The sequence below is a fragment of the Citrobacter sp. FDAARGOS_156 genome (assembly GCF_001559235.2).
Lineage (GTDB): Bacteria > Pseudomonadota > Gammaproteobacteria > Enterobacterales > Enterobacteriaceae > Citrobacter > Citrobacter youngae.
Map to the genome: position 1 here is coordinate 3028858 of NZ_CP014030.2, position 14037 is coordinate 3042894.

Genomic DNA, 14037 nt, shown 5'->3' on the forward strand with positions numbered 1-14037 from the left:
AAGCGCCATCAGGCGGTCAGGCGCACCTTGCCGGATGGCGGCGTAAACGCCTTATCCGGCCTACGAGAAACGACTACGTTCGCTGTAATTTGTAACAACTCACAAGGAATGACACATTTCCGTAGAGGGATGGAACATTTTTTGCCTGTCATCCCGTTTACTCCTCCGTATCATTAGGCGGCGAATTAATCGGGTACGGGTCAATGACATTCAGAGATTTTGAGGCGGAAGAAAAACTTTTCCAGCGGCGTGTAATGGTGGCCTTTGGCCTGGTCGTCATCTGTTTTGGCATCCTGATTTATAACCTCTACAACTTACAAATCCGTCAACACCAGTATTACACCACCCGATCGGATGCAAACGACATCAAAATGCTGCCCGTCGCCCCAACGCGCGGTATCATTTATGATCGCAACGGTATCCCGCTGGTACGAAATGTCACCTGGTACGACATTTCTGTTACGCCTTATAAAATCAGCGATATGGACGCCCTGCTGAAACAACTCACGCCGATTGTTGACCTCACGCCAGATGATATTGACCAGTTTCGCCATGAACTGAAGGCCAGTAGCCGCTATCGGCCGGTAGTACTTAAAAATGCGCTGACCGATGTAGAAATTGCCCGTTTTTCTGTGAACCAGTTCCATTTCAGCGGCGTGACCATCAATAGCTACGAAGATCGCCAGTATCCTTATGGGGCGGCACTGGCACATGTACTTGGCTACGTATCAAAAATCAACGATAGCGATCTGAAAGCACTGGATAAAAAAGGACTGGCAGAGAACTACGCCGCCGATCACAACATCGGTAAACAGGGCATTGAGCACTACTACGAGAATGATCTGCACGGCAAAACGGGTTATCAGGAAGTGGAAGTTGATAATCACGGGCGTATTGTACGTTTGATTAAAGACGTTCCCCCTGTCGCCGGCAAAGATATCCATCTGACGCTGGATTTACACTTGCAGGAATACATTGAAAGCCTGCTGGTGGGCCAACGCGCCGCGGTGTTGGTGGAAGATCCCCATGATGGCTCCGTGCTGGCGATGGTCTCAAACCCCAGCTACGATCCGAACCCGTTTGTCAAAGGCATCAGCTACCAGGATTACAACACGCTGTTGCAGGATAAAGACCTGCCATTAATTAACCGCGTCACCCAGGGGTTATATCCTCCTGCCTCAACGGTAAAACCGTACATGGCGATGTCAGCGTTACTGGACGGCGTGATCACGCCGCAGACCAGCTTCTTCGGCGCGCCCACCTGGACGCTCCCCGGCACCGAGCGACATTACCGGGACTGGAAGAAAACCGGCCACGGTATGCTGGATGTCACCAAAGCGATTGAAGAGTCTGCCGACACGTTCTTTTATCAGGTGGCGTATATGATGGGAATTGACCGCATTAACAGCATGCTTAGCCAGTTTGGCTACGGCAAACCGACCGGCATCGATCTTGATGAAGAGTACAACGGCCTGCTGCCAAGCCGTGACTGGAAACAACGGGTGCATAAAAAAGCCTGGTACCAGGGAGACACCATTTCGGTCGGCATCGGCCAGGGCTACTGGATTGCCACGCCAATTCAGATGGTAAAAGCGATGGTCGCACTGATTAACAACGGGAAAGTTATTGCCCCTCACCTGCTACAGGATGAAGAAAGCGACAAATCAATCACCCACTATCAGGCACCGGAGGCACCCACACAAATTGCTTCTGCTTCATCACCCTATTGGGGACTGGTGCGTCAGGCGATGTTCGGCATGGCGAATGCACCAAACGGTACCGGGTATAAATTTTTCCATACGGCACCTTATGGCATCGCAGCCAAAAGTGGGACATCACAGGTCTTTAGTCTGAAAGAAAACCAGACTTACAATGCGAAGATGATCCCCATACGACTGCGTGACCATGTGTTCTATACCGCATTTGCGCCGTATAAGAATCCAAAAGTCGCCATCGCATTGATTCTGGAAAACGGCGGCAGCGACGGGGTTACCGCCGCGCCGGTCATGCGTCAAATCATGGACCATCTGTTTGCGCCGCAGGACAACAGCGGGCAACCCGATGCCGCAGAACAACCAGGCCCGGTCAGCACGGCGTCAGCGAACGACACGATTAATAGTACTTACGCAAGTATTCGGTAAGGCACAGCATTGCCATTGCCTGCCCGTAAGGCATAGAGGTGAGTGGGATGTTGTGGTAGAAATCGAGATCGTGCCCCATGCCGGTGCCAAACGAGGTTTGTAGCAACTCCCCTTCAGGGGAAATGTGTTGCACAATACCTCTGATAGCTTTCTCCGCCACCCCCGCATATTCCTGCCCGACATAGCGTTTACGCACCGCTTTGAGAATACCGTAAGCGAATCCAGCCGTTGCGGAGGCTTCCAGATATGACTGAGGATCGTCCAGTAAGGTGTGCCACAACCCGCTCTCATCCTGACATTCCGCCAGAGCTGCAATTTGCGCATTGAGAACCTGCACCAGATAACGGTGAACGGCACTGTTTGCCGGCAAATCGATAAGCTCAAGGAAGTCCGGGATCACCATCGTAAGCCAACTATTACCACGCGCCCAACGGGCGTTTGCGAAGTTATGCCGCCCCACATAGCTCCAGCCGTGGAACCACAGCCCCGTTTTCTTATCCATCAGATTTTGTACATGCAGCAGAAACTGATATGTGGCCTCTTCGATATACGCTGGACGATTGAGCAACTTGCCAATTTTCGCCAGCGGCAGCACCGTCATCATCAGCGTGTCATCCCACATCTGTTGATGATTTTCTTCTGCCAGCGTGATGTGTTGCATACCGCCAAACTCGGTGCGGGGCATATCATGCATTGCCCACTCCGCCCAGCTGTCGAGCCACGGCAGGTACGCCGGATTACGCGTTTCTTCATAGCGATATGCCAGCGTTAAAAACGGGGCCATGGTGTTAACGTTTTTGGTTGTTGCGCCTTCCGCAAAGCGTTCGGCAAACCAGCCGTCGATGATATCGCGCATCGTTGCATCGCCAGTTTGCTGATAATACTGATACATTCCGTATAGGCCAACGCCGTGCGTCCACTCCCATCCGGCCCAGCCTTTGGTATCAATAACACGTCCGTCATCCAGCCGCAGCAAGAACTCGCCCGTTTCATCATGAATATTGACCAGGTTATGCGTCACCTTTTTAATGAGCGTTTTTAATTCATCCCTGGCAATAAAATGTTCTGGTTGACGCAACAATGGACTGTGTTTAACCGGGTAAACAATCATTTCCTTAACCTCTGTCAGTGTCGAATTCAATGCTGCACCCTGTTCCAGTTTCGGCGCGGCAGGTTTATTACGATTCGGATAACCCTGTGTGTTGTTACCCTAAAGTGCTTCGTAAACATTGGGTATCATTACCGGGCCACAGTAAAAGCTAACCGCAGGGGAAACCTTTTTGTTTCTGCCAGGGGTTTTTGCGAAATGGCAATAGCACAAAGAGTCCGATAACACAGGTCACTGATTTTATAAAACAGCGTTTCTTTTTAATCGGGATGGTTGATCAGAACTGCGAGGTGGCCAGCAGTTTCGCCTGCTGGCCGACGTAAAGAAGGGAATTAACGGTAGTTCACAATCACCTGATTGCTCTGAACCTGCAAGGCAGGGAGCAGGCGACCGCCACCAGGCACTTCCCAGACGAAGTGCATTGGTTCAATTGCAGGGACATTATTAAAGCCATTGGTGGTACCGCTTTGTCCATCCAGTTCGACACAACGGGATTGAGAGCATAAGCGCACACGTAACCCCGCAGGCGTAGGACCATTTAATTCATAGCGCCAGGCGACCAGCGTCATCAGACCGGAAACGGGCTGGCTGGGAACCAAAGGCGAAGATGAAGCCGACTCCCCACGATAATTTAAGGTAATCCCCATACCGCTTGCCTGCCATGTCCCTTCCCCGGCGGCCTGTGCCGCCAGTGGAAAAAGCAACAGCCAAAGAAATGTACGCATTATTTACCTCCAATGGTCGCGGTCATACGGATATGGCGGTTATCGGAAAGCTCCATATTCGACAACACCACCAACTGCGGAATACTGCGGCGTAAAAAACGCGCAAGGAGAGGTCGCAGCGCATGATTCACCAGCAATACTGGCGGCGCACCCAACATTTCCTGACGCGACAGTGCTTCCTGCGTCTGTGCCAGCAACCGGTCTGCCAGACCAGGTTCAAGGCCCCCACCGCCCTGTAACGCCTGCAACAACAGACGCTCAAGCGGTGTATCAAGTCCGATAACCTGAACTTCCTCGTTACCCGGGAACCACTGTTGAGTAATCGCCCGTCCAAGCGCCACACGCACCACTGCGGTAAGTTCATGCGGATCATTCTGTAACGGGGCATGTTCCGCCAACGTTTCAAGAATGGTGCGCATATCACGAATAGGGACTTTTTCATCCAACAGGTTCTGCAGCACTTTGTGCAGTGTGGTCAGTGTGACCACACCCGGCACCAGATCTTCTGTCAGTTTTGGCATTTCTTGTGAAACTCGATCCAATAACTGTTGCGCCTCCTGGCGACCAAAAAGCTCTGCGGCAAACTGACCAATCAGATGGTTCAGATGTGTGGCAACGACCGTACTGGCTTCGACAACGGTGAAGCCCTGAATTTGCGCCTGCTCTTTTAGCGCGCTTTCAATCCAGATAGCATCCAGACCAAAAGCAGGATCAACTGTTTTCTCCCCTGGCAGCGATCCGGCCGCGGTACCTGGGTTGATAGCCAGCCAGCGCCCAGGGTAAGCATCACCACTACCAATCTCGACCCCTTTCATCAGAATACGATAGCGGGCAGGTTGCAGATCCATATTGTCGCGAATGTGTACCACTGGCGGCAGGAACCCCATATCCTGGGCAAATTTCTTACGAATGCTGCGAATACGCCCCAGCAATTCGCCGTCCTGTTGGAAGTCCACCATCGGAATCAGGCGATACCCAACCTCCATTCCCAGCGTGTCTTCCAACTGAACATCACTCCACGTAGCTTCCACCACCGAGTTGTTTTCCGGCATTTTCACCGGCTGAGCTTCTTCTGGCGCTTTTTGCTCGCGTCCGCGCATCCACCAGGCCAGCCCCAGCAATGCCGCGGTAAACATCAGAAACACCAGGTTTGGCATTCCCGGTACCAGCCCCAGTAAACCGAGGACCGCCGCACTAAGCAGCATAACGCTTGGGTTGCTGAACAACTGGGTGACCATCTGCTCACCCACGTCCTGATCGGTACTCACGCGGGTTACGATAACCCCCGCCGCCGTTGAGATAACCAACGCAGGGATCTGGGCTACCAGCCCGTCACCGATGGTCAGCAGGGTATAGCTTTCTGCCGCACTGCCCATGCTCATACCGTGCTGCAACACCCCAACCAGCAAACCTCCCACCACGTTGATGACCATGATCAGAATACCGGCGATGGCATCCCCACGAACAAATTTACTCGCACCGTCCATGGAGCCGTAAAAATCGGCTTCCTGTGTCACTTCAGAACGGCGTTTTTTGGCTTCATCTTCACCAATCAATCCCGCATTCAGATCGGCGTCAATCGCCATCTGTTTACCCGGCATCCCATCCAGCACGAAGCGCGCACCCACTTCCGCGATACGTCCCGCACCTTTGGTGATAACCATAAAGTTAATGATGACGAGAATGACGAAGACCACGATACCGATGGCAAAGTTACCGCCGACCAGGAAGTGACCAAAGGCTTCCACCACCTTACCTGCCGCCGCGGCACCGGTATGTCCTTCCATCAAAATGATACGCGTTGACGCGACGTTCAGTGCCAGGCGCAACAAAGTGGTGAACAGCAGAATCGTTGGGAATGCGGCGAATTCAAGCGTGCGCTGAGTGAACATCGCCACCAACAGCACCATGATCGACAGCGCAATGTTAAAGGTGAACAGTAAATCGAGGATGAAGGCCGGAAGCGGCAACACCATCATCGACAGGATCAGCAGAATGAGGATCGGCCCGGCAAGAATTTGCCATTGCGTGGATTTCAGGTTGCCGGGCAGACGCAGCATCGCGACCAGATTAGCCATCAGTATTCTTCTCGTTCATAAAATCCAGTGCTTCAGGCACCGGAAGGTTTCCAGGTTGTGGTGGCGGTGTGCCGCCAGCCAGACGCCAGCGTTTTAGCTGCCATACCCATGCCAACACTTCGGCAACGGCGGCATACAATTGGCCAGGTATTTGCTGACCGATCTCAGCATGGCGATATAACGCACGCGCCAGCGGCGGAGCTTCTAACGTTGGGACACGGTGCTCCGCGCCAATCTCTCGAATACGCAATGCCACCAGCCCGGCCCCTTTAGCCACAACTTTTGGCGCGCTCATTTTGTTTTCGTCGTACTGCAAGGCAACCGAATAGTGCGTAGGGTTGGTCACAATAACATCCGCCTTCGGCACATCCGCCATCATGCGGCGCTGTGCGGCCGCACGCTGCATCTGGCGAATTTTGCCCTTAACGTGCGGGTCACCTTCGCTTTCTTTAAATTCGTCACGGATATCCTGACGCGACATCCGCAGTTTTTTCACGTGGCTATAAATCTGGAAAAAGACGTCAAACCCCACCATCGGGATGACGCCAAGCACCACCAGTAATGCGCACATACCGACTAAATCCAGCGCATTACCCATCGCCGTAATCGGGGATTCTGCCATCAGGCGCATCATCTCCGGCCAGTTGTGCCAGAGATAGAAGCCCGCTACGCTACCCACCAACGTGGATTTTAATATGGCTTTGAGCAGCTCCGCCCCGGTTTGCGCCGAGAACATACGCTTAATACCTGGTAACGGATTCAGCTTTGAGAATTTGGGTTGCAGCGATTTACCACTGAAGATCAAGCCGCCAAGCATCACCGGGGAGATCAATGCCACCAGCACAACCCCGGTAATCAGCGGCAACAACGCAATCATGGCGTCTTTAATCAACAAAATGATTTGACTCAGGATCAGGTTTGGGTCGTTGACCATACTGTGGTCAAAACGTAATCCGGCCGACAGCATACCGGCCAGTCTGCGGGCGAGCGACTCCCCACCAATCCAGATGATGCACACGCCCACCAGCAAAATAAGCAGTGAGGTTAGCTCCTTGGATCGGGGTATCTGCCCTTCTTCCCGTGCTTTTTCAAGTCGGTGGGGTGTGGGGGCTTCTGTTTTGTCGTCGTCGCTTTCTTCTGCCACGCATCAGACCCTGGATAGAGATATAGGCGTGAATGATGCCAGAACAGCCATGCAACAATGGGAAGAGTAAGCGGTAAAAAAGACGGGATTTATGGCTTTAACGCCAATTGCCGATGAATAACATGTAAGCCGGATGAGAAGTTTCCTTCCGCATCCGGCAAATACACATCAGAAACCGAGGCTATCCAGCAGGTCGTCGACCTGATCCTGGCTTGCCACTACGCCGGCTTTAGAAGTGTCAACCTGCGGACCGTTCAGCAAGCTTTCGTTCTCGCGTTTTGGACGAGCGCCCTGTTCCGGAATGTTTTCCAGCAGCACCATCAGCAGTTGACGCTCAATCTCCTGGATAACATCCATCATGCGCTTGATAACCTGACCGGTGAGATCCTGGAAATCCTGCGCCATCATGATGTCCAGCAATTGGGCATTGGTAAAGCTGGTATGACCGGGGACATCACCAAGGAACTGGCGGGTATCAGTGACCAGTTCACGGGCATCGGACAGTTCAATCGGATTTTCGAACCATTCATCCCAGCGTTTGGTCAGGTCTTTTGCCCCTTTTTCCATGGCATCCTGGTGCGGCTGTGAAGCTTCTACGCTGTTCAGCGCACGCTCTGCCGCCTGTGCAGTCATTTGTACAACGTAGTCCAGGCGATCGCGCGCGTCAGGAATGGCTTCCGCCGCTTCGGCAATGGCCTGATCCAGCCCCAGTTCACGTAGGCTGTCGCGCAGCATTCGGGTCAAACTACCGATGCGCGCAATGATGTCCCCTGCCGAGTGTTCGTCAACAGGTTTAATTTGTGGTTGCATCATCATCACATCCTCACATGCCCAGTTTCTCAAAGATCTTATTGAGTTTTTCTTCCAGCGTCGCCGCGGTGAACGGTTTTACAACATAACCACTGGCACCCGCTTGTGCTGCCGCAATAATGTTTTCTTTCTTCGCTTCTGCCGTCACCATCAGCACCGGCAGGGCAGACATACTGCCGTCAGCACGAATGGTTTTCAGCAGTTCAAGACCGTCCATGTTAGGCATGTTCCAGTCGGAAATCACAAATCCGAATCCCCCTGCCTGCAGTTTGTTCAACGCGTCTACGCCATCTTCAGCTTCTTCAACGTTGTTAAAACCCAGTTCTTTCAGCAGGTTACGCACAATGCGACGCATGGTGGAAAAGTCATCCACAACCAAAAACCTAAGCTCTTTATCCGCCATAAAAATAAACTCCTGATTCAAATACGTATTGCCTGTCCGGCACTGATTTTCGCCAGCATTTGCTGGCTTACCTGGCTAAGATCGACCACTTCGCTTACGCCACCCATATTGATGGCCTCGCGCGGCATGCCGAACACCACACAACTTGCTTCGTTTTGCGCAATAGTCCAGGCGCCAGCCTGGTTCATTGCTAACATTCCGGCGGCCCCATCGTTGCCCATACCTGTCAGGATCACCCCGACGGCATTACGCCCCGCATGTTTCGCCACCGAATGGAACAGCACATCCACTGAAGGCCGATGCCGGTTAACTGGCGGGCCATCATGAATTTTGATCTGGTAGTTCGCCCCGCTACGCGCCAGTTCCATATGCTTGTCGCCAGGCGCGATATACGCATGCCCAGGAAGCACACGTTCTCCGTCTTCAGCCTCTTTCACGGTTATCTGACACAGTTTGTTCAGACGTTCGGCGAACGAACGGGTAAATCCTGGCGGCATATGCTGGGTAATAAGGATACCGGGACTTGAAAGCGGCAATGGCTGGAGTACATGACGAATTGCCTCTGTTCCTCCGGTTGATGCGCCGATAACCAGCAGTTTTTCCGAACTGAGTAACGGTCCTGCTTTCAAGGTCGCTGGCGCTGCCGTGGGTTTGTGGGCGGCCAGTTTTGCGCGCGATGCAGTGCGGATTTTCTCCGCAATCATCTCGCTATACGCCAGCATTCCTTCGCGGATCCCCAACTGAGGTTTGGTGACAAAGTCAATTGCCCCCAACTCCAGGGCCCGCAGCGTGACCTCAGACCCTTTGCCAGTCAGTGAAGAGACCATCACCACGGGCATCGGACGCAGACGCATCAACTTTTCAAGAAAATCGAGGCCATCCATGCGCGGCATTTCAACATCCAGCGTCAGAACGTCGGGATTAAATTTTTTGATGAGATCCCGCGCAACCAAAGGATCAGGCGCCGTCGCAACCATCTCCATATCGCTGTGGCTGTTAATAATCTCGGTCATGATTTGACGCATCAATGCAGAATCATCAACCGACAATACCCTGATTTTACTCATGCTTTATCCTTACCTAGCGCATACACCGTCTGCCCGCGCAGGCTAAACTCGCGCACGAGGTTGCTAAAGTTTTCTGAATGACCTGCAAACAGCAGTCCGTCAGGTTTAAGGAGTGGAACAAAACGGTGCAAAATGTCCTGCTGAGTCGTTTTGTCAAAATAGATCATGACGTTACGACAGAATATGGCGTCGAACGGGCCTGGCACGTTGTATTTTTTGTCCAGTAAATTCACGCTGGAAAACTCAACATGGCTTGCCAGTTCCTGCCGTACGCGCACCAGCCCTTCATGAGGCCCGGTACCGCGCATGAAATAACGCTGCAACTGTTGTGGCGACAACGTCTTTAGCTCGTCAAGACGGTAAATACCGCTTCTTGCCTTTTCCAACACCTCAGTATCAATGTCGCTCGCAAAAACACGCCAGCGACCCGGCGCCATACCCAGGGTATCGGCCAGCGTAATCGCAATACTGTAAGGTTCTTCTCCGGTAGACGCTGCCGCGCTCCAGACGCGATATTCACCGCTGTGTCGACGGGCGTGGTCAGACAGCACCGGAAAGTGATGCCCTTCGCGAAAAAAAGCGGTCAGATTGGTGGTCAGGGAGTTAATAAAAGCCTGCCACTCAGCACTGTTCTGGTTGGCTTCCAGCATACTGAGATAGCGACCAAAATCATCCAGTCCCAGGGTACGCAACCGGCGAACCAGGCGGTTATAGACCATGTCCCGCTTATGGTCGGCCAGCACGATCCCCGCGCGCTGGTAGATTAATTGACATATCCGACGAAAATGCGCGTCAGACAGCGCGAGGCGCTGTGTCATCTGTAACAATAATGACGTTTGCCCGGAGGGCAGAGATGATGTCATAGCGCCTTCTCAATCACATTCAGGATACAACGGGCACAACCTGCGGTTGTGCCAATTCTTGTTGTGTTACGGTTTGTTCTTCAATTTTAAAAAACGCGACACAGGCGGAAAGATTATCTGCCTGGGTAGCTAACTGCTCAGTGGCGGCTGCCGCTTCTTCCACCAGCCCGGCGTTCTGCTGTGTGACAGAATCCATCTGGCTGACGGCTTGCGCCACCTGCTCAATGCCTCTGCGTTGTTCATCGGAGGCCGAGGCAATCTCCCCCATGATGTCGTTAACCCGGGTAACCGAGCTAACAATCTCTGTCATCGTGCGCGCCGCCATATCCACCAGTTGCGATCCCTGGTGAACGCGGGTAACGGACTCTTCGATCAGTCCTTTAATTTCTTTCGCTGCCTGTGCGCTACGGCTTGCCAGATTACGGACCTCTCCGGCGACCACGGCGAAACCGCGCCCCTGCTCACCGGCACGGGCAGCTTCTACCGCAGCGTTTAACGCCAGGATGTTGGTCTGGAAGGCGATGCTGTCAATCACACTGGTGATGTCACCTATCTTCTGCGAGCTGGCAGAAATCTCATGCATAGTGCTGGCAACCTTAGCCGTCTGTTCCCCTCCTTTATGCGCCGTGTCGGCCGCACTTTTGGCAATGCCTGAGGCTTGTCGCGCGTTATCCGCATTTTGCCCCACGGTAGCGGTAAGCTGTTCCATACTGGCTGCCGTTTGCGCCAGCGATGCCGCCTGCTGTTCAGTTCGCGAGGACAGGTCGTTATTACCCATCGCGATTTCCGAGATCCCGGTATGCATTGCCGAGCTCCCCTGGCGTACCTCACTGACCGTCTCACGCAGTGCCTGTTGCATCGCTTTCAGGCTGGCAAAAATGGCTGAAATCTCATTACGCCCATAAACCGCTATCGGTCGCGCCAAATTACCCGCCGCAATACTGTCGAAATGGCTACCGATGATAGCCAGCGGCTGTACAATCATTTTGCGCGACCAGTACAGCGCTGCAGTCGTTAATAGCGCCGCCAGTACCAGCACGGTGGCGAAAATCACCCCGGACATATGGTAACTACGCTGGCTGTGATCCTCTGCTTTTTGCAATACCTGGTTGATGTTGTTTTGCCACGCCGTAAAGTTTGCATCAAAGGCATCCTGTGAAGCCTGCACCGGGGCGGTCAAAAAATCTGACAGCTGATTATTTTCCAGCCAGGTTGCCTGGTGAACCAGATCGCTATGCCATTGACTGAAACTTTTCTCGGTTGCGCTTTGCAGCGCCTTCCCCTCTTCTGCCGTCTCTGTCGTCGCCATAAAGCGTTTAAATATCGATTCGGACTGGGCCAGGCTGTCCTGTGCAATCGTCATCAGCGCTTTGATATCCTCTGGCGGATAGCTCAGAGCCGTCAACGTGCCTGCTTTATTAAGCGCAGTACTGGCCTGTAATAACACAGCGCGGGTTTGCGCCAGCGCAGCGCGTTGCTGATTACTCTGTTCGACCTGGTTCAGGTTCTGAAAACCATCCCGAAATGCCCAGAAGGACAAGCCATTACTGCCAATCTGCAAAACACCGCAGAGGATTAAAATCAAAAACAGCGTGGTCGAAATTCGAATACGATTAAACATCAACGCTCCCATCAGGCGGCGCAGGCCGCGGTTTAGCTGTCAGTCAAAATGTTTCCCAATGCGTATCTTGTTCGGTGGCTAGCTGGCGCGGTTGTGACGCCGGAGTCGCTGTCGCAGGTAGTCGTGTATCTCGTGTCTTTGATGATGAAGGACGTGACGCGAGGCGGAATGTCGACACCGACTGGGTCAGGCGACTGGCCTGCTCCTCAAGTGCGGCAGCGGCAGCGGCCGACTCCTGCACCAGCGAGGCGTTCTGTTGCGTAACCCGGTCCATTTCAGACACGGCGAGCGCAACCTGATCTATCCCTCGACTTTGTTCATCGGATGCCGAGGCGATTTCCCCCATGATGTCAGTCACACGCGTGACCGCATTAACGATGTCATGCATGGTTTCCCCGGCGCTTTCTACCAATACAGAACCGGTATCAACCCGCGATACAGAATCCTCAATTAGCGCTTTAATCTCTTTTGCTGCCTGCGCACTGCGGCTCGCCAGGTTACGCACTTCACCAGCAACGACGGCAAAACCACGGCCTTGTTCACCGGCGCGCGCAGCTTCTACCGCCGCATTCAGCGCAAGTATGTTTGTCTGGAATGCAATGCCATCAATAACGCTAATAATGTCGGCAATTTTCTTCGAACTATCGGCGATTTCGTGCATGGTATTCACCACGCTATCAACCACTTTGCCGCCATGTTGCGCGGTATCGGAGGCGCTTTTCGCCAGTTGCGAGGCCTGACGCGCATTGTCCGCATTTTGCTTCACGGTAGCCGTCAACTGTTCCATGCTGGCTGCTGTTTCTTCCAGCGCGGAAGCCTGTTGTTCAGTACGGGATGAAAGATCGGTGTTACCGCTGGCAATTTCACTGGTACCGGAATAAATCGCATCCGAACCTTCGCGCACCAGGGTTACCGTTTCGGTTAGCGAACGCTGCATATGATCGACCGTGCTGGCCAGCTCGCCAATTTCATTACGACCGCTGACAGCCAGAGTTGCGGTTAAGTTACCGCTGGCAATTTCACGGATATGCGCAATGACACGAGACAAAGGGTTTAGCAAGGCATGACGAATGCCATACCACACCACCACCAGAATCAGTACCAGCACTACAGCCAGAATGCCGAGTTGCCATTGGGCAAAATGGTAATCGCTTGCACTTTGATCAAAGGCCTGGCGGTAGAGTTTCTCGCTAACATCTGCATATTTACCTAACGCTGCGCCGAGGGCATTTTGCATGCCCTGAGTTGGCTGTGCGAAATAGGCATCCATGTTGCCGTTTTCAAGGAACTGGATGAGCTCCACCAGGGCCGCATGGTACTGCTGATATTTTTCATCGACGTTACCACTGGCATCCGTCATATCAGGCAACGGCGTGATTTTTTTGAAATTAGCGTAATGCGCTTCGGCTTGCGCCAATGACGCTTTCGCATTCTTCAGCAGATCGTTTTTCGCGCTGCTTTGCTGGTTGGACGCATCCATCATCATGCGCGCAGAGGAACGACTCAAATTGATGCGTGTTTGCAGCATCAGATCCCATGTTGAGGTGAGTTCGCTTTGCTGCTGTCGAAGATCGTTAGAAATAACAAAACTTTGCTGATTCTGCTGCAATGAAGAAAACAACAGACCACCGGAAACAAGCTGTAGCAGTGCGAAAACCCCCAGCACCATCATCAGCATTGTGACAACGCGGATACGGTTAAACATAAGGCACCTTCCTGAAAACGAGTTATCAACATTATCGGCATTCACTGAGATAACTTTACGTTTGCAAAAAGGAAATCCATCAGGAAAGCAAGGCCCGGTGGGTGGAGGGAAAGCCGGAGGCACAGAAACCACAACCCATTTACATAAAAACATCATAATTATCATGCAAATAACATTTTCAACTCGCCTGATTTTGCCGCTATTTGTATTCTCCGCCCCTTTTTCGTGTGACTCCGATCACATAATCACTCGCCAAATACCACAACAAAATGGATAAAAAATTAAAAAAAGTTGTATCTGCTTACGCTTTAATCCAATTTATATGATGAATACTTCGTTACCACTTAATAAGTATAAAAAATGAGTAACAGA

The 14037-nt window shown here is 52.5% G+C and carries 11 protein-coding genes; 1 reads left to right on the forward strand and 10 read right to left on the reverse strand.

Annotated elements, in window-relative coordinates; all coding sequences use genetic code 11:
- Nucleotides 1-203 precede the first annotated feature (203 nt).
- The gene (mrdA, locus tag AL515_RS14855) at nt 204-2141 is read left to right on the forward strand and encodes a penicillin-binding protein 2 (RefSeq protein WP_061068083.1); all 1938 of its coding nucleotides are present in this window, start codon (nt 204-206) and stop codon (nt 2139-2141) included.
- Here mrdA and bglB read toward each other — a convergent pair.
- From bglB to tar, 10 genes are all read right to left on the reverse strand, one after another.
- Nucleotides 2113-3252: a beta-galactosidase BglB gene (gene bglB, locus AL515_RS14860; RefSeq protein WP_061068084.1), complete on the reverse strand. Its 1140-nt coding sequence runs from the start codon at nt 3250-3252 to the stop codon at nt 2113-2115. The two genes, mrdA and bglB, sit on opposite strands and share 29 nt — an antisense overlap.
- 329 nt (nt 3253-3581) lie before the next feature.
- Nucleotides 3582-3974 carry a flagellar protein FlhE gene (gene flhE / locus AL515_RS14865; RefSeq protein WP_048211357.1) on the reverse strand — a complete coding sequence of 131 codons (393 nt, stop codon included), beginning with the start codon at nt 3972-3974 and terminating at the stop codon, nt 3582-3584.
- Nucleotides 3974-6052: a flagellar biosynthesis protein FlhA gene (flhA, locus tag AL515_RS14870; RefSeq protein WP_048211356.1), complete on the reverse strand. Its 2079-nt coding sequence runs from the start codon at nt 6050-6052 to the stop codon at nt 3974-3976. The genes flhE and flhA overlap by 1 nt, the downstream gene beginning before the upstream one ends.
- Nucleotides 6045-7196: a flagellar biosynthesis protein FlhB gene (flhB, locus tag AL515_RS14875; RefSeq protein ID WP_061068085.1), complete on the reverse strand. Its 1152-nt coding sequence runs from the start codon at nt 7194-7196 to the stop codon at nt 6045-6047. Before flhB ends, flhA begins: the two co-directional genes overlap by 8 nt.
- A 168-nt stretch (nt 7197-7364) precedes the next feature.
- Nucleotides 7365-8009: a protein phosphatase CheZ gene (gene cheZ / locus AL515_RS14880; RefSeq protein WP_040232409.1), complete on the reverse strand. Its 645-nt coding sequence runs from the start codon at nt 8007-8009 to the stop codon at nt 7365-7367.
- A 10-nt stretch (nt 8010-8019) separates the two neighbouring features.
- Nucleotides 8020-8409: a chemotaxis response regulator CheY gene (cheY, locus tag AL515_RS14885; protein WP_005127682.1), complete on the reverse strand. Its 390-nt coding sequence runs from the start codon at nt 8407-8409 to the stop codon at nt 8020-8022.
- Nucleotides 8410-8426: 17 nt separating this feature from the next.
- On the reverse strand, nt 8427-9476 hold the full coding sequence (locus tag AL515_RS14890; RefSeq protein ID WP_005127683.1) for a protein-glutamate methylesterase/protein-glutamine glutaminase: 1050 nt from the start codon (nt 9474-9476) through the stop codon (nt 8427-8429).
- Nucleotides 9473-10339 carry a protein-glutamate O-methyltransferase CheR gene (gene cheR, locus AL515_RS14895; RefSeq protein WP_048211354.1) on the reverse strand — a complete coding sequence of 289 codons (867 nt, stop codon included), beginning with the start codon at nt 10337-10339 and terminating at the stop codon, nt 9473-9475. The genes AL515_RS14890 and cheR overlap by 4 nt, the downstream gene beginning before the upstream one ends.
- A gap of 19 nt (nt 10340-10358) precedes the next feature.
- The gene (tap, locus tag AL515_RS14900; RefSeq protein WP_061068086.1) at nt 10359-11960 is read right to left on the reverse strand and encodes a methyl-accepting chemotaxis protein IV; all 1602 of its coding nucleotides are present in this window, start codon (nt 11958-11960) and stop codon (nt 10359-10361) included.
- A 43-nt stretch (nt 11961-12003) separates the two neighbouring features.
- The gene (gene tar / locus AL515_RS14905) at nt 12004-13665 is read right to left on the reverse strand and encodes a methyl-accepting chemotaxis protein II (protein ID WP_061068087.1); all 1662 of its coding nucleotides are present in this window, start codon (nt 13663-13665) and stop codon (nt 12004-12006) included.
- Nucleotides 13666-14037: the final 372 nt, after the last annotated feature.